Source organism: Syntrophorhabdaceae bacterium, assembly GCA_028713955.1.
Taxonomy (GTDB): Bacteria; Desulfobacterota; Syntrophorhabdia; order Syntrophorhabdales; family Syntrophorhabdaceae; genus UBA5609.
Map to the genome: position 1 here is coordinate 1 of JAQTNJ010000049.1, position 16,539 is coordinate 16,539.

At 50.5% G+C, this 16,539-nt stretch carries 14 protein-coding genes; 9 read left to right on the top strand and 5 right to left on the bottom strand.

Annotated features, from left to right (window positions below; translation table 11 throughout):
* Positions 1-437, top strand: a 437-nt coding sequence (locus tag PHU49_06265; GenBank protein ID MDD5243605.1) for a DUF3362 domain-containing protein, incomplete at its 5' end; no start/stop codon positions are given.
* A 69-nt stretch (positions 438-506) separates the two neighbouring features.
* On the opposite strand, the gene PHU49_06270 is transcribed toward PHU49_06265, so the two are convergent.
* Both PHU49_06270 and PHU49_06275 read right to left on the bottom strand, forming a co-directional pair.
* A complete protein-coding gene (locus PHU49_06270; protein MDD5243606.1) occupies positions 507-908 on the bottom strand; it encodes a response regulator in 402 nt (133 codons plus the stop codon).
* A 79-nt stretch (positions 909-987) separates the two neighbouring features.
* Positions 988-1,740: an ATP-binding protein gene (locus PHU49_06275; protein ID MDD5243607.1), complete on the bottom strand. Its 753-nt coding sequence runs from the start codon at positions 1,738-1,740 to the stop codon at positions 988-990.
* A gap of 168 nt (positions 1,741-1,908) precedes the next feature.
* On the opposite strand from PHU49_06275, the gene PHU49_06280 reads away from it, so the two are divergent.
* Positions 1,909-2,598: a hypothetical protein gene (locus PHU49_06280; GenBank protein ID MDD5243608.1), complete on the top strand. Its 690-nt coding sequence runs from the start codon at positions 1,909-1,911 to the stop codon at positions 2,596-2,598.
* A gap of 84 nt (positions 2,599-2,682) precedes the next feature.
* Here PHU49_06280 and PHU49_06285 read toward each other — a convergent pair whose 3' ends face one another.
* The 3 genes from PHU49_06285 to PHU49_06295 form a co-directional block, all read right to left on the bottom strand.
* Positions 2,683-2,946 (bottom strand): Txe/YoeB family addiction module toxin, encoded by a 264-nt coding sequence (locus PHU49_06285; GenBank protein MDD5243609.1) that lies wholly within the window; start codon positions 2,944-2,946, stop codon positions 2,683-2,685.
* Positions 2,943-3,185 (bottom strand): type II toxin-antitoxin system Phd/YefM family antitoxin, encoded by a 243-nt coding sequence (locus PHU49_06290; protein MDD5243610.1) that lies wholly within the window; start codon positions 3,183-3,185, stop codon positions 2,943-2,945. Before PHU49_06290 ends, PHU49_06285 begins: the two co-directional genes overlap by 4 nt.
* A gap of 127 nt (positions 3,186-3,312) precedes the next feature.
* Entirely contained in the window at positions 3,313-4,863 is a 1,551-nt protein-coding gene (locus tag PHU49_06295; GenBank protein ID MDD5243611.1) for an acetolactate synthase large subunit, read from the bottom strand.
* Between the two features lie 114 nt (positions 4,864-4,977).
* On the opposite strand from PHU49_06295, the gene PHU49_06300 reads away from it, so the two are divergent.
* The 7 genes from PHU49_06300 to leuC all read left to right on the top strand — a co-directional run bounded on the left by PHU49_06300 (position 4,978) and on the right by leuC (position 16,523).
* On the top strand, positions 4,978-7,224 hold the full coding sequence (locus PHU49_06300) for a PAS domain S-box protein (protein ID MDD5243612.1): 2,247 nt from the start codon (positions 4,978-4,980) through the stop codon (positions 7,222-7,224).
* A gap of 410 nt (positions 7,225-7,634) precedes the next feature.
* Positions 7,635-9,008, top strand: coding sequence for a 23S rRNA (uracil(1939)-C(5))-methyltransferase RlmD (gene rlmD / locus PHU49_06305; GenBank protein ID MDD5243613.1), 1,374 nt, complete (start codon positions 7,635-7,637; stop codon positions 9,006-9,008).
* A gap of 342 nt (positions 9,009-9,350) precedes the next feature.
* A complete protein-coding gene (locus tag PHU49_06310; GenBank protein ID MDD5243614.1) occupies positions 9,351-12,023 on the top strand; it encodes a GNAT family N-acetyltransferase in 2,673 nt (890 codons plus the stop codon).
* Between the two features lie 17 nt (positions 12,024-12,040).
* Positions 12,041-12,388, top strand: a complete 348-nt coding sequence (locus PHU49_06315; GenBank protein ID MDD5243615.1) for a hypothetical protein — start codon at positions 12,041-12,043, stop codon at positions 12,386-12,388.
* A 289-nt stretch (positions 12,389-12,677) separates the two neighbouring features.
* Positions 12,678-13,721: a tetraacyldisaccharide 4'-kinase gene (gene lpxK / locus PHU49_06320; GenBank protein ID MDD5243616.1), complete on the top strand. Its 1,044-nt coding sequence runs from the start codon at positions 12,678-12,680 to the stop codon at positions 13,719-13,721.
* Between the two features lie 13 nt (positions 13,722-13,734).
* On the top strand, positions 13,735-15,264 hold the full coding sequence (locus PHU49_06325) for a 2-isopropylmalate synthase (GenBank protein ID MDD5243617.1): 1,530 nt from the start codon (positions 13,735-13,737) through the stop codon (positions 15,262-15,264).
* A complete protein-coding gene (leuC, locus tag PHU49_06330; protein ID MDD5243618.1) occupies positions 15,264-16,523 on the top strand; it encodes a 3-isopropylmalate dehydratase large subunit in 1,260 nt (419 codons plus the stop codon). The genes PHU49_06325 and leuC overlap by 1 nt, the downstream gene beginning before the upstream one ends.
* Positions 16,524-16,539: the final 16 nt, after the last annotated feature.

The following is a 16,539-nucleotide window of genomic DNA, read 5'->3' on the forward strand; positions in this document are numbered from 1 at the left end:
GCCAGATGAAGGTGGCCCCTGAACATTGTGTCGAGCATGTTCTGAAGATCATGAACAAACCGTCCTTCGATATCTATGAACAATTCGTAAAGAGATTTGAAGAAACAAAAAGAAAGACCGGAAAAAATCTCTATCTTGTCAATTACTTTATCAGCGCTCATCCTGGCGCCACTCTGTCAGACGCCCTGAAACTCGCCACCTATCTTAAAAAGCGGAATATCCATCCGGAGCAGATCCAGGATTTTATGCCCCTGCCCCTCACCCTGTCCGGGGCAATCTACTATACTGAAAAAGATCCTTATACCGGTGAGCGGGTCTATACGGCAAAGACATTCCGCGAAAGAAAGATGCACCGCGCACTCATCCAATACAACAATCCGAAAAACAGGCAGCTTATCAGGGAGGCGCTGGGGCTTCTGAAACAGGAACATCGATAAAAATAAAACATCGTGAAATGTGAAAAGTGAAACGTGAAATGAAAAGCAGAACAAACCGGTTTCATCTAATTACGAATCACGGGTTTTCTCACCTATCACGTTCATTTCTTCCTCGATCCGTTTGATGAGGTCCTGCGCGGTAACAGGCTTGGCAATAAACGGGTGCCCCGAGATGTAACCGCTCTGCCTTGCAACCTCATCCTTTTTCACAAGGGCTGTGAGAAAAATGATCGGTATATTGCCTGTCGACGGATCATCAAGCAATTCTTCGGCGATCTCTCCGCCACTCATCCCGGGCATCCTGATATCAAGGAGAATAAGGTCCGGACTTTGTTTCCTGGCAATCTCCATGCCGGACCTGCCGTCGGTAGCGAAGAGCACTTCGTAGTGTTTTGTCCGTTCGAGGTTGAGCTTCACGACCCTGCAGAAATCCTTCTCGTCGTCGATAATAAGGATCCTCTTTTTCATCATTCATGCCCCCCTTCCCCTTGTCAGGCAGACAATGCTGTCGGGGTCTTCCTTCTCATCACGTTGCCATCACTGTTCGCCCTCACTCTGTCGGCAACACGATCAACACGTTTGTGCCCTTCCCCTCCTTGCTCTCAATGCTGAGGCGCCCATTATGCCTTTCGATAATATCACGGGCGACAGCAAGACCCAGCCCAATTCTTCCCTGGTCTTTCTTTGTTGTAAAAAAAACCTCAAAGATCCGGCCCAGGTTATCCTCCGGAATGCCGCACCCGTTATCAGTAACCATGATGGCCACGCTGTCCTTTCCCGACTCGTAGAGAACCTGCCTCACCTCTATCGATACGATCCCGTCCTCCGGGATCGCGTCTGCCGCGTTCATCAGTATACTTACAAGGGCATGCCTGATTTCGCTCCTGTTTACCTTGCATCCCGGCAGAGATGGAGGAAAATCACGTGCTACCTGTACAAACCCGGTATTCAGTTGCGGTCCCAGCAGGACAAGGCTTTCATCGATAAGTGTTCTGATATCGGTTACCTGCGCCTGGCCCGCGGCAAGTCTGGCAAAACCCAGGATATTCTCTATCATGACGTCGATCTTGGAGGCCGCGTTCTTTATCATCCCCAGGATCTTTTTCGCTGAATCATCGAGGGTTTCGGAACATCCCAGAAACTCTGAGCCTTGTAATATTACCGAAAGAGGATTCTTCATATCGTGGGCAATCCCGCGGAAAAGCTGTCCCACGATGGCCATCTTATGCGATTCGAGCATGTTGGAACTAACGCGATCAGGGCCTTTCTTAACAGTCCCATCTTTCTTTTTTCTCCCACCCATCTGTTTACCTCTGTGATTAAGATTCCGATACAGTCTCTTCTCCTATTATCATAAGAGATATTACGCTAAATTTAAAGGAATAATTTCCCTTTGCATGACGTTACCGTTTTGATGTAGGATAGATATGGGGATGCTATCAACAGGAACAATAATCAGGGAGGTAATATTATGAAGCTACTTACAGGCAAAAGGTCGTGGTCTATTGTATCGTTTGCGGTGATCGTCATTATCGCGGCAATAATGGTCTGCAGTGTCGACGCAAAAAGGGCATCATTAAAAAGCGGAGAAGACCTGAAAGGCATTGCCTTTGATGATTTCTGGAACAGGATAAAAGATGAGGGACGGCAATGGGCAGGTGGTAAACCCTACGTGTCAAGGATATCAGCCGTTCTGGTCGATGGCTTCGACAGGCACAACGGTCTGTCGGCTATATGGGAGGCCCAGGTAGTGCTCTGTAATTCAGTGAAGGAGCACAAAGATCCTGACTCAAGGAAAACCGAGACAATCTGCAGCGGTAAGTCGATAACGTACCGGATGGCAGAGGCAGGCATTACCGGCGCGAAATCAGGTTTCCAGAAAGGCAGGGAGCAGAATTTCAGAGGCGCGGCAATATTGCTGGAAAGGATAAGATTCGGCGCCCGCAATGCAGAGGAGATCGCGAACAGCCACAAACGTTTCAGGCCGGTCGGATACGAATATTATACCTACGATCTTCACATCGGCCACGTTGCCGACAAACCGGTCTGGGTGATCAAAAAGGGATGCAATCACCGCGGGCTCAGAGAAAAACAATGCACATCGAAAGATTCCTGGGTCGTAAGGGTCGATGCAGAGACAGGGGAAGTAAGGAACAAATAAGGAGGAATGAGCATCGGCGTCGGACGTTTCCCCGCAAACACGCTCATACGCTCCAGCGGCTTACATTCGCTCGCCTTCGCCGATCTATTCATAATGCGTCCACATCCGGATAATCTTTATCGTCTTGATGTCGTCAAGAACCTGGTAGATCAAACGGTGCTGGATGTTGATTCTCCGGGAACAGGAGCCGGAGAGATCTCCCACAGGCTTCTCGTATGGCGGCGGGTTTTGATATGGGTCTTCCCGAAGGATGTCCAGCAGACGGGATGCCTGGGTCTTGAGACCGGACTGTGCTATCTTCTTTGCGTCTTTTTGGGCTTGTCTGGTAAAGACCAGCCGCCAACTCACCAGCCCGGTTCCCCGGAGCACTTCCCGACAGGGGTCTTCATACCTTTCTTGATGGACTCACGCATGCCCGGTATGGAGGTCAGATACAAAGTCTCCTCTATGGCCTTCCAGTCTTCCTCGGAGACAAGAACGGCAGAATTTCTCTTACCGACAATCTGAACCGGCACGTGGGTTTCTTTTACCTCATCCACCAGATTATATAAACGTTTTCTTGCATCTGACGCGGATAACGTTGTCATTCCTGGCGACCTCCTTATCGTACCATATATGGTACGTCAATATTGTATAGATGTCAAGTTCATTGCCGGCGAACACAATATTTAAGCAACAACATATTGAGCGGAGGCAATGCAATTCCCTATATCGCTACAGTATCATCTCTATCAGGAACGGGCCGGGTTCTGCAAGGGCAGCGGCGAGTTTCCGGGCAAGGTCTTCAGCGGTTCTTACCGATGCGGCGGGAACGCCGAAACCGGCCGCGAGCTTGACCCAGTCGATGACGGGACCGTCGAGTCCAACCAGGGACCTGATATTGGGTCCCGGAGAGCTAATGCCCCCGCGGGCAAGCTCCATCTCGAGGATGTGGTAGCTCCTGTTCGAACAGAGAAGGGTCTTCACGTTGAGCCTTTCACGCGCTTGCGTCCAGAGCGATTGAACGGTATAGAGGGCGCTCCCGTCTGCCTGGAAATTGATGACAGGCCGGTCGGGGCAGGCGAGGGCCGCGCCAATCGCGCACGGCATGCCGTAGCCTATGGAGCCGCCGGTAATAGTCAGTAATGTATGCGGAGCCGCAGATGCCGACAGATTATAATAAGGGAATGATGTGGTGATCCCTTCATCTACAATAATGGCGCCTTCCGGCTGTAATGCCGCCAGCACAAGGCTGACCTTCTCACCTGTCAATTCTCCGGCAGGAATATCAGGAGGCTTCGATGGAACAAAGATATCATCGTTCGTGGTCAGCTTTTTTGATGTGCCAGGAGAATCGGCAAGGTATTCAAGCACATCGATGATATCCTGACCACCCGTACCGATCTCGATCTTTTCCTGATCCCGGGAGATAATAAAACTGTCAACGCCCTCGTAACCGAAAAACGTTACCGGGTCATGCGCTCCCGCGAGCACCACTGCCTGATATCCGGAAAGCATGGCGGTTGCCTCTTCCGGGAAATAGGGAAGATGCGCGACGCGGGGCAACCCTGCCCCACGCTCGACATATCCCGGAAAGGTCTCTGTAAAAAGGTCACAGCCTGTGGCAGCCTTGATCCTCGCTGCCGCCAGGAGCCCGCTTCTGCGCAGTGCCCTTTTGCCGAGCATGATGGCGGTCTTTTTGCCGGATCGCAACACCTGCTCCACCCTTTCTATCTCACGGCTATCGACAGGGGCAAAGGAAAATTGAGTTTTGACAATCGTTGTTCCGGGACATTCCGACAACTGATGATTATGGGGAACGATCAGGCTCGATATCTGCCCCGCAAGAGCAGCGGCTATGGCATCTGCCGTGTCACCTGAGATATCTCCGGCAGACGCGTTTGTCCTCTGCCATCCTGAAACGGCGCCGGTGAGCGCCTCAATGTCCATCGCCAACGGCGGATCTGCGGCACGGTGCCACGTCGCGTGTTCGCCGATGACGTTCAGTAAAGGCGTGCCTGCCCGTTTTGCATTATGGAGATTGGCGATACCGTTGGCGAAACCAGGGCCCAGATGAAGCAGCGTCATCGCCGGCTTCCCGGTCATCCGCCCATAACCGTCAGCAGCACCGGTGCAGACACCCTCAAAGACACCAAGGACCGCCTTGATGCCCGGTATTGAATCAAGGGCAATAACGATGGGCAGCTCAGTGGTCCCGGCATTGGCAAAACAGATCCCGACACCGCCCTCTACTGCTGTTCTCAAAAGTATCTCTGCGCCATTCATACTATCCTCTCCTTTCAGGGACACATCCTTGCTGTTATCCGGTAGAGATATTTTACAATTATACCGTTCAAAAATACCAAAAATATTTTATAATGATTCTTTGAAGGATATTATATGGGAATAACCGGCAAAACAAAAGAAGAACTGCTCCGGGAGATATCCGGTCTCCGTGAGTGCATCACGGAACTCGAAAAGACAGATTCAGAAAGGGAAAATGTTGAAACAGTTTTACGGCAGACAGAGGAAAAATACCGTAACATATACGAGAACGCAACAGAGGGGATATTCCAGGCAAGTGTCGACGGGAGGTTTATCAGCGCCAATCCGTCACTTGCCCGCATCCACGGATATGACTCCCCTGAAGAACTCATCGAGTCCATATCGAATATCGCCCGGCAGCTTTATGTGAACCCCGCGGACGGCTTCGAGCTGATAGGTCAACTCAGCAGGCATGGAGCGGTAAAGAACTATGAAGTTCAGATGTACCGGAAGGACAGAAACCTCCAGTGGATACTGATAAACGTCCGGGAAGTCCGCGACGACAGGGGGGCTCTTCTTTACTATGAAGGGACGATGCAGGATATTACCCTGCGGAAAAAGACCGAAGCAGCCCTCATCGAGAGCGAGGAGCGGTACAGGACCGCCATAGAGCACTCCAATGACGGCGTGGCCATCATCCATGAAAACAAGCATAAGTATGTGAACAGACGATTCGTTGAGATGTTCGAATACGATACCCCTGATGATATCATCGGAAAACCGGTTACCTTCGTCGCCCATCCCGATGACAAGGAAAAACTTATCGGTATTAACAACAGGCGGCATGAAAATGAACCGGTCCCGTCAAGATACGAGTTCAAGGGTATCACAAAGACCGGGAAGTCCATCTTTGTTGAGGTGTCAGCCGCCAGTATTCCTTCCCGCGGCATATTCGTTTATCTCGTTTATCTCAGGGACATTACCGAGCGCAAAAAAGCTGAAGAAACCTTGCGGAATGAACGCAACAGATTCCGGACCCTGTCTGACAATGCTCCCTTCGGGATCACGATGATCGATGCACAGGGGGTCTTCACTTACATAAATCCAAAATTCAAAGAGCTTTTCGGATACGATCTCAATGATGTGCCGAACGGAAGGGAATGGTTTAAAAGGGCCTTCCCTGATCCTGTTTACAGGAAGAAGGTTGTCGCAACCTGGGTCAACGACATTAAATATGCCGGGTCCGGGCATAAACCCGTGTCCAGGACCTTTGATGTGACCTGTAAAGATCGGACAGTGAAAACCATCAATTTTATTCCCGTACAGCTTGCGACCGGTGAACATATCACGACCTTCGAGGATATCACCGAACGGATCCAGGCGCACGAGGCGCTGATCCGGTCACGCAATGAACTTGAAAGACTGAACATGGCAAAGACCAAGGCAGTGGATCATATCTCACATGAACTAAAAACCCCCCTTTCGGTCATACAGGGCAACATAAGGCTTTTAAAACGCAAACTTGACAATACCCAATCGTACCCGGTTATAAAAGGTCTCCTGGAGTCCCTCGAGAGGAACCTGGAACGGCTTTTCAATATTTCAGAAGAGACGGACAGGATCTTCATCGTCTCTCAGGAACTTGAGGCAGGGGCGACCCTCGATGAGTTGGAGCGTCTCTGGCAAAGGATAGAAGGTTTGTCCGACATCCCTCAGAACATCCGCACCCACTGGAACGTTGTTAAAGAATGGATGAACCAGTACACGGCCGGAAGCACCTTCTCTTTCCAATTAATCGACCTCTATTCATTCATCCTCTCCATCGTTGAGAAGGCGAAACATTCGGCAGCACACAGGGCCATACACTTTGAAGTTGAGGGACAAAACGACCTCTTCATCTTTATGGATCCTGTCATCATAAAAGATATCGGGGAAGGTCTCATCAAGAACGCTATCGAAAACACCCCTGACGGAGGGAAAATAAGGATCACCGCAGAGCAACAGGGTGACAGGGCGCTCCTGCGCGTTACCGATACCGGTGTGGGAATAACCGCCGACAATCAGCAGTATCTCTTTGACGGGCTTTTCCACACAAAAGACACTGAGATGTATTCTTCAAAAAGACCCTATGATTTTGGCGCAGGCGGAAAGGGGCTTGAACTTCTCCAGATGAAGTTCTACGCAAAACGATTCGGTTTCGATATCTCGCTCGCAAGTACACGGTGCAGGTTCATCCCCACTGACCAGGACCTCTGCCCCGGCGACATATCCCGGTGTCCTCACTGTGCAACCGATGAGGACTGTTTTCAATCAGGGACAACGTTCACGGTATCATTCCCGGTGGGACAAAAAACCCGTGAATCGCAAAAGAGCGGTGAATAGTATATCGTATATAGTATATAGTAAACTGCAAATCTGATACTGGATGCCGGTCGCTCGATACTGGATACAGTATACTCATACAGGGGGATGGAGTGAAGCATACATATAACATACAAGGCGTAAATCGTGAGTGGATTAAAGCATAGTGCAAAGGGCATGAAGTGCAGCGGGACACCCGTGAGTCCTCGCGAGGAGATTCATTCTTTATCATCATCGCGAGGAGCTTCATTCTTTATTGTCATCGCGAGGAGCGGAGCGACGTGGCGATCTATGGTAATCTATTGTATGAGATTGCCGCGCTACGCTCGCAATGACGATATAATAAAAACCCTTCGCTCTTTGCTCTCGGCTCTCTGCTGCAGTTTCCCCTTACGCCTTACGGATGTATTGCTCATGGCTGGTGACTTATCATGACTCAACTATCAGTCGAAATCATCGATATTGCTTTCCCTAACAACTACGGCGTTGCGAAAAAGGACGGCAGGGTCATCTTCGTGCCCGGCGGCGTCTTCGGCGACATCGTCCGTATAAGAATAGCGAAGGAAAGCAAAGGTTTTGCCTACGGCGCGATAGAGGCCGTTGAAGGGCCGTCGCCCTTCAGGACAGATCCGGTATGCCGGCACTTTGGTGTCTGCGGCGGCTGCACATTACAGGATCTCGCTTACGGAAAACAGCTTGAGCTGAAGGAGAACTATCTCCGGCAGGCACTGAAGAGGATAGGCGGCATCGATATCGATCGCATCGAGGTGCTGCCGATTATGCCCTCGCCGGATCAGTATCTTTACAGGAACAAGGTTGAGCTTGCCTTCGGTGAAAAGGACGGTGAAATCGTTCCCGGAATGCGGGAAAGGGTTTCTCCTTTCCGGGAATATGATGCCGCCGTTGTCCCCATCACAACATGCCCTATCTTCAGTTCCGTCATTGAAGAAATCATGCCCGTTGTCAGGGAATTCGCCGGTAGAGAGGGGCTCACGTCATACAATACCCTCACGGGTAAAGGGGTTCTGCGGCACCTCATCGTGAGGGAATCAAAAACTACCGGTGAAATGATGGTCACGCTGGAAACAACACAGAAGGCAGTCAGGAATCTCAGTGGACTTTTCGAGATATTAAAGAAACACATTCCTCAGATAACAAGCCTGTACCTGGCGATCAACAACAAACACGGGGATACGATATATTATAACCAACTGCAGCGCATTGCCGGGAAATCTTACATCACAGAGGATATCGCCGGGATGACGTTCAGGGTCTATCCCCAATCCTTCTTCCAGCCGAATACAAAGGCAGCAGAGATACTCTACAAAAAAATAGCTGAAGTCGCATATCCGGCAGGCGAAGAGCACGTTCTGGGGCTTTACTGTGGCATGGGCCCCATCGAACTTTACCTTTCCCGCTACGCGCAAACGGTTACCGGTATCGATTCGTTATCAGACAATATCATCAATGCCAGGGAGAACTGTCAGATCAATAATATAAGAAATTGTGTTTTCTATGCCGGAACAATCGAAAAGGTCCTCAGGGAGATCCCGCCGTCAAAAACAGACCTCCTCATTATCGACCCGCCTCGAAGCGGCATCAGCAAGGAAGGGATGAAACTTATTACCGATCTCAACCCTCCTCGCGCAGCCTATGTCTCCTGCAACCCCGCAACGCTGGCCCGCGATCTGAAGAACCTTCTCGGCCACGGCTTTGGCATTGCTGCCATAGTGCCCTTCGACTTCTTCCCCCACACCGCCCACCTGGAAACACTGGTATTGCTTAAGGCAGTGAATAGTAGATAGTGAATAGTAGATAGTAAAAAAACCCTTAAGTCGCGTAAGGCGTGAAGGGATTAAAGCATAATGCAAAGTGCATGGAGCAAAGCGTGACACCTGTGAGTCATCGCGAGGAGCAAAGCGACGTGGCGATCCTATTCGTGAGATTGCCACGCCCTGCGGGCTCGCAATGACAATATAATAAAAACCCTTGGCTCTTTGCTCTCGGCTCTCTGCTGCAGTTCCCCCTTACGCCTAACGCCTTACGGCTGACGAGATTCTTTTCACCTTTTGCCTTTCATTGCCTTTCTTGTACTTTTTCCAGTCTTCTGATAGAATTTTATAAAATAACCATAGCGGGGGTTGGTTATGAAGATCGGTGATATCAAAGCCATGTTCAACCCTAAGACCGTAGCGGTCATAGGGGCAAGCGATGAAGAAGGCTCTGTCGGAAGGGCATTGATGGAGAACCTTCTTCTCTCCGATAAAAGAAAGATCTTTCCCGTCCATCCAAAGAAGGAAGTCATACTGGGGCTCGAGACGTACCACTATATTGCGGATATTCCGGAACATATCGACCTCGCAATCATATCAACCCCTGCCGCAACAGTACCGGGTATCGTTGAGGAATGCGGCAAAGCAGAGGTGGAAGGGGTTACGATCATCTCCGCAGGCTTTAAGGAGATAGGTGAAGAAGGGAAAAAACTGGAGCAAGAGATCATAGAGATACGGAAACGCTATGGCATGAGGATTATCGGGCCCAACTGCATCGGGATCATACGACCCAATATAGGTCTCAATGCATCATTCCTGGAAACCAACCCGGGGAAAGGCAATATAGCATTTATCTCCCATAGCGGGGCCCTTGGCGGCGCCATCCTGGACTGGGCGGTAAATTCCCACATAGGTTTCAGTATGTTTGCGTCGCTCGGCTCGATGATCGATGTGGACTTCGGCGACCTCATCGACTTCCTCGGTGAGGATTACCAGACAAGGAGCATCATGCTCTATATGGAAGGTGTGGGCAATGCAAAAAAATTCATGAGCGCAGCGAGGGGGTTTGCCAGGAACAAACCCATCGTTATTGTGAAACCCGGAAGGTTCACGGAAAGCGCCCGTGCAGCACACTCACATACAGGCGTCATGGCAGGTGATGACCAGGTCTATAATGCCGCATTCAAACGGTCAGGCGTCATCAGGGTGAAAGAATTCGCCGATCTTTTTCATGCAGCAGAGGTGCTCGATTCGCAATATCTTCCGAAAGGGCAGAGGCTTGCAATCGTTACGAATGCCGGCGGTTTCGGCGTTCTGGCAACCGATGCCCTCATGGATCTGGGCGGTCAGCTTGCTGTTCTCTCTGAAAAAAGCATCAGCGAGCTTGATTCCTTTCTGCCGCCCTTCTGGAGCAAGGGCAATCCGGTGGATGTGCTGGGAGATGCCGATAGGGATAGATACGTAAAGGCGGTCCGGGTATGCCTGAGCGACACAAACATAGACGGTCTGCTTGCCATCTACGCCCCCCAGGCAATACTCAGACCCGATATTCTTGCAGAGGCGATCGTCGAGGCCTCAAAACAAACTTCAAAACCGATTATAACGGCATGGATCGGCGGGGAATCCGCACAAAAAGGCAGGCACATCTTTCTCAGAAGCAATATCCCCACCTATGATAATCCGGAAGACGCCGTAAAAACATACCTCTATATGTATAAATACAGCAGGAATCTCGCCCTTCTCTACGAAACACCTTCTGAGCTTCCTTTGCAGGATGCGCCCCCGAAAAACCATCTGAAGGCCTTCATACGGAGGGTCGTCAGGGAAGGGAGGACCTTACTGACCGAAGAAGAATCGAAAGATTTCCTGATCAACTACGGTATTCCAGTCACTATGCCTTTCATGGCACACGATGCGGGCGACGCCATAAGCCTGGCCAATAAAATTCAATATCCTGTTGTCCTCAAGATCGTGTCCCCTGAGATAACACATAAAAGCGATGTGGGCGGCATCAGGGTCGGAATATATTCGGATGCCCGGCTCAGAGAGGAATATGCCGGGCTCATACGGACCGTGGAAGAAAAGGCCCCGCAGGCCTCTATCACCGGTGTCACCGTCCAGAATATGATAGAAAATATCGACTATGAGATCATCCTTGGGGAGAAAAAGGATAAAGATTTCGGTTCTGTTATCCTCTTCGGGATGGGGGGGATCGGAACCGAAATATTCAAAGACATCTCTGTCGGCCTGCCGCCCCTTAACCAGACACTTGCGCGGCGCCTCATGGAAGAAACGGAGGTCTATAAAATGCTGCATGGCTACCGGGGAAAGCCACCGGCAGATTTTAAAGAACTCGAACAGATCATGGTGAACTTTTCAAACCTCATTGTCGATTTCCCCGAGATAGCAGAGATGGACATAAACCCCGTTGCGATATCCAACGGCAGAGCCTATGCCCTCGATGCGCGAATCGTGCTGGATCCTGATTGCATTGAGCACACAGCGCAATATCCCCACCTCGTCATAACACCCTACCCTACGCGTTACGTAACAACCTGGAGGATGAAGGGCGGGGCAGAAGTCACTCTGCGTCCGATACGACCTGAGGACGAGCCCCTTGAACACGAGCTCCTTTCAACATTATCGGAGGAGACGCTGAGAGTAAGATTTTTTGCGATCATAAAAGATATTTCCCATGAGATGCTTACCAGATTCTGTAACATAGACTACGACCGTGAAATGGCTATCGTTGCGGAGATAAGGGAAGGCGATAAAAAGAAGATTATAGGGATCTGCAGGATCATAATCGAAAACGACCTGAAAACCGCCGAATATGCGGTACTGGTCCATGACGATTATCAGGGAAAGGGGCTCGGCTACAAGCTTCTTGACGTCATCATCGGGATAGCGCAGGATAAAGAGCTGGAAGAGATTTACGGCATTGTACTTTCGGAAAACGAAAAGATGCTGGGTACAGCAAAAAAACTGGGATTCACACCGTCATATCAGCCTGACGGGATAACGAAGGTAACGTTGAGATTGAGATAGCTCATAGCTGAAAAAACATGAAAAAAGGATTGGGAGAACCCGAGGCGCCTGTTGAACGGTATGAGACGATCCGTCATTTTATTGCAGCCCTCCTCGAGGAACAGACCCTCACGGCGCGTGAGATATCGGTCTATGCGAGGATCGCCGAGAAAGATGTCAATAACCACCTGGAACATATCAGGAAGACTATTCAGAAGAACAACCGGCGGTTCATTGTTGAGCCTGCCCGCTGCGGACATTGCAATTTTGTATTCAAAAAGAGGGAACGGCTTACAAAACCCGGTAAATGCCCATCCTGTCACAGCACCCTCATCCGGGCGCCGATGTTCCACATAGAGAGCGGAGAGCTGAGAGCGAAGAGCTGAGAGTTGAAAACAGCCCTTAGCACACAGCCATCAGCTAAACAAAAAGGCTTCAGACTGATAGCAAACCACACAATTACCGCACTTCTACCTATCCTGATTTTTTTGCTCTTACTCTCAGCTCTTTGCTCTCAGCTCTCAGCTCTTTGCTCTCAGCTCTTTGCTCTTTGCTCTCAGCTCCCCGCTCTTAACTCTCTGCTCTTAGCTCTCAGCTCTCAGCTAAGTTTCCACGTAATGCATTGATTTTTCGTACTGTTTCTGCTATATTTTTCGGTTAAATATGAGGGATACCATGGTAAGGGTGTGGCGTGGAGAGGCTCAAACCCTGCGGTTTGTTTTCTATATCCCGCTTCTTCTTTTGTCTGCCCTTTACCGGCTCTGTCTTGTTCTCAGAGAATACGCGTACAGAAAGGGTATCCTGAAAACTGAAAAGGCCGGAATACCCGTCATCAGTGTCGGGAACATAACGCTCGGCGGGACAGGAAAAACACCTGTCGTGGACAGTATTGCGCGGAGGCTGAAAGAAAAGGGTTTTAACCCCGGGATTATAACAAGGGGCTACATGAGGAAGAGGCAGGGCATCTTTCATGTTGATGTCCAAAGCGACACGGCGGGAGACGTTGGAGACGAAGCGATGATGCTTGCGAAAAGATCACAGATCCCGGTCATGGTTGGAGCAAACAGGATTCAGGCTATCGATAAAGGGATAGAAATGTTTAATATCGATACGGCAATACTCGACGACGGCTTTCAGTTGAAAAATATCAGGAAGGACATGGACATACTTGTCCTGAACGGGAAAAAGGGATTAACCAACCACGAGCTCTTTCCGCTGGGACCTTATCGTGAATCAACAGGGCGCATCAGCGAAGCCGATATTATCCTTGTAAATAAAGGCGAGCTCGACGATGACACAAGGCATTACGCCGGCCGCATACCTGCCTTTCATGTAACATATAAACCTGTTTATCTCTTAAATATGAAAGACAATCTCATGACCCATTATAATTTTCTGATGGGAAAGCGTATTCTCGCCTTTTCCGGGCTCGGCGATAACCGGTCCTTCTTCAATCTCCTCAATGATCTGGGCGCAGAGGTCGTTCATACAATATCCTACCCTGATCACCATGTTTACACGGAAAAGGATATAGAAAAATGCGCATCCTTTCAGGATGTCCAGCATATAGTAACAACTGAAAAGGATGCGGTGAAGATAGTCCCTATGAAAATTCCGGAGAATCTTTTCTACCTCTCCATAGACGCGGTCATTGAAGGCGAAGAGGTACTGCTGGAGTTGATTACGGACAGGATACATTCACGACAGCTTGGCAACTAAAAAAGAGGTGCATATGTCAGACAGGGTCTATATCTTTGACACGACATTAAGGGATGGGGAGCAGTCGCCGGGAAATACAATGAACACCCAGGAGAAGCTCAGGGTGGCCAAACAGCTCGAGATCCTCGGGGTTGATATCATAGAGGCGGGGTTTCCCATAGCCTCTGAAGGCGATTTCGACGCCGTACGGCAGATCGCGGGCTCCATAAAGAACAGCGAGGTTGCCGGCCTTGCCAGGGCGAATAACGAAGACATCGACCGGGCGTGGGGCGCCATAAAAGACGCCGCGAAACCCCGCATCCATACGTTCATCTCAACCTCTGACATCCATCTTAAATACCAGTTAAAGAAAAACAGGGACGAGGTCTTGAAGATCGCTGTCAACTCTGTCAAGAGGGCGAAAAAGTATACTCCTAACGTCGAGTTCTCGGCGATGGACGCGACACGGAGCGACAGGGATTATCTCTGCCGCATGTTCGCCGAGGTTATCAATGCGGGGGCCGTCACGATCAATGTCCCTGACACGGTCGGGTACGCGGTGCCGGAAGAGTTTGGCGCATTGATCCGGTATATCGTGGAAAATGTCCCCAACATCTCTCAGGCGAGGATCAGCGTACACTGTCACAACGACCTTGGACTCGCGGTAGCAAACTCACTCGCGGCGATCATGAACGGCGCCCGGCAGGTAGAATGCACGGTCAACGGCATCGGCGAGCGGGCGGGCAACGCGTCGCTGGAAGAGATCGCCATGACGCTTCGTACGAGAAAAGACATCTTTCCTGCCGATACGCGGATCAACACCGAAAAGATCTATCCCTCAAGCAGGCTTATAACCTCCATCACGGGTGTGCCTGTGCAGCCCAACAAGGCAATCGTCGGCGCCAATGCCTTTGCCCACGAATCAGGGATCCACCAGGACGGCCTTTTGAAAGCAAAGCTTACCTACGAGATCATGACGCCGGAGTCTGTCGGGATCGCGAAAAGTTCCCTTATCCTTGGCAAACACTCCGGCAGACACGCATTCCGGGAGAGGATCGAGGCGCTCGGTTACGACTTGAGCGACAACGAACTGAACCTCGCCTTTAAGAGGTTCAAAACGCTTTCCGATATGAAAAAGAACGTCTACGACGAAGACATTGAGATGATTATCATGGACGAAATCTATAAGATACCGGAAAGATACAAACTCGTTTATCTCAATGTGAGCTGCGGGAATGTTACTATCCCCACTGCTACCGTCAAACTGGAAGTGGATGAAAACGTATTGCAGGATGTCGGGGTCGGCGACGGGCCTGTCGATGCCGCCTACAAGATCATCAAGAGGCTCGTCAAGACGACCAGCAGGCTTGTCAAGTTCTCCGTGAATTCCATTACCAGGGATATGGACGCCCAGGGAGAGGTCTTTGTCAAGGTCGAAGAAAAAGGGCTCACGGCCATCGGAAAGGGCGCTGACACGGATATTATTGTGGCAAGCGCCAGGGCATACATCAATGCCCTCAACAGACTTGAATATATGAAAACTAAAATGGTTGAGGTGAAATAATGGGCATGACAATAACGGAAAAGATACTCGCATCACACGCCGGGAAGGATTTCGTGGAGCCGGGCGAGATCATCGACGCGCAGATCGACCTTGCCCTTGCCAACGACATTACCGCTCCGCTGTCACTTGAGGAGTTTGAAAAGGTTGGCGCGAAAAGCGTTTTTGATCCCGAAAAGGTTGTCCTGGTCATGGACCATTTCACCCCCAACAAGGACATCCTGTCAGCAGAGAACTGCAAGAAGATCAGGGAATTCGCCATGGAACAAAAGATCACACATTTCTATGAAGGGGGAAACTGCGGCATCGAACACGCCCTCCTCCCTGAACAGGGTCTTGTAGTTGCCGGCGACCTCGTCATCGGGGCGGACAGCCACACCTGCACGTACGGCGCCCTGGGGGCCTTCGCGACAGGCGTGGGGAGCACCGACCTTACCTACGGCATGGTAAAGGGCCGGATATGGTTCAAGGTACCGGAAAGCATCAGGTTCCATTGCTACGGGAAATGGTCAAAGTGGGTGACAGGAAAAGACCTTATACTCCACATCATCGGTATGATAGGTGTGGACGGGGCGCTCTATTCAGCCATGGAATTCGATGGAGAAGCCATCTCGGCCCTCTCCATGGATTCACGCTTTACCATCGCGAACATGGCAATCGAGGCGGGCGGTAAGAACGGCGTATTCAGGGTCGATGATAAAACCATTAACTACATGAAGGCCCACAGTAAAAAACCATACAGGATCTTCGAAAGCGACCCCGACGCGAAGTACCGGCAGGTCTTTGAGATCGACGCATCGAAGATCGAGCTTAACGTCGCGTGTCCGTCACTGCCTTCGAACGTGAAAAGCGCCCGTGAGCTGGGAGATATCGACATAGACCAGGTTATCATCGGCTCATGTACAAACGGGAGGATCTCCGACCTGGAAGCGGCCGCACAGGTATTTGAAGGCAACAAAGTCTCCGGGCATACGCGCTGCATCATCATCCCCGCCACGCCAAAGATCTACCGTCAGGCCATGGGAGAGGGCTACTTCGATATCTTCCTCGATGCGGGGTGCATCATATCACCGCCGACATGCGGTCCCTGCCTTGGAGGACACATGGGCATCCTGGCAAAAGGAGAAAGGGCAGTAGCGACGACAAACAGGAATTTTATCGGCAGGATGGGCCATCCGCAAAGCGAGGTCTACCTTGCAGGGCCGGCAGTAGCAGCGGCAAGCGCAATAAAAGGAAGGATAGCACATCCGGAAGAGATTTAAACCTGTTTAAAGTTTC

Bases quoted from the DNA above. Each gene is read 5' to 3' on its own strand.
- PHU49_06270 (MDD5243606.1), bottom strand. From the start codon at position 908: ATGATGAAAAAGAGGATCCTTATTATCGACGACGAGAAGGATTTCTGC.
- PHU49_06275 (MDD5243607.1), bottom strand. From the start codon at position 1,740: ATGGGTGGGAGAAAAAAGAAAGATGGGACTGTTAAGAAAGGCCCTGAT.
- PHU49_06280 (MDD5243608.1), top strand. From the start codon at position 1,909: ATGAAGCTACTTACAGGCAAAAGGTCGTGGTCTATTGTATCGTTTGCG.
- PHU49_06290 (MDD5243610.1), bottom strand. From the start codon at position 3,185: ATGACAACGTTATCCGCGTCAGATGCAAGAAAACGTTTATATAATCTG.
- PHU49_06295 (MDD5243611.1), bottom strand. From the start codon at position 4,863: ATGAATGGCGCAGAGATACTTTTGAGAACAGCAGTAGAGGGCGGTGTC.
- PHU49_06300 (MDD5243612.1), top strand. From the start codon at position 4,978: ATGGGAATAACCGGCAAAACAAAAGAAGAACTGCTCCGGGAGATATCC.
- rlmD (MDD5243613.1), top strand. From the start codon at position 7,635: ATGACTCAACTATCAGTCGAAATCATCGATATTGCTTTCCCTAACAAC.
- PHU49_06310 (MDD5243614.1), top strand. From the start codon at position 9,351: ATGAAGATCGGTGATATCAAAGCCATGTTCAACCCTAAGACCGTAGCG.
- PHU49_06315 (MDD5243615.1), top strand. From the start codon at position 12,041: ATGAAAAAAGGATTGGGAGAACCCGAGGCGCCTGTTGAACGGTATGAG.
- lpxK (MDD5243616.1), top strand. From the start codon at position 12,678: ATGGTAAGGGTGTGGCGTGGAGAGGCTCAAACCCTGCGGTTTGTTTTC.
- PHU49_06325 (MDD5243617.1), top strand. From the start codon at position 13,735: ATGTCAGACAGGGTCTATATCTTTGACACGACATTAAGGGATGGGGAG.
- leuC (MDD5243618.1), top strand. From the start codon at position 15,264: ATGGGCATGACAATAACGGAAAAGATACTCGCATCACACGCCGGGAAG.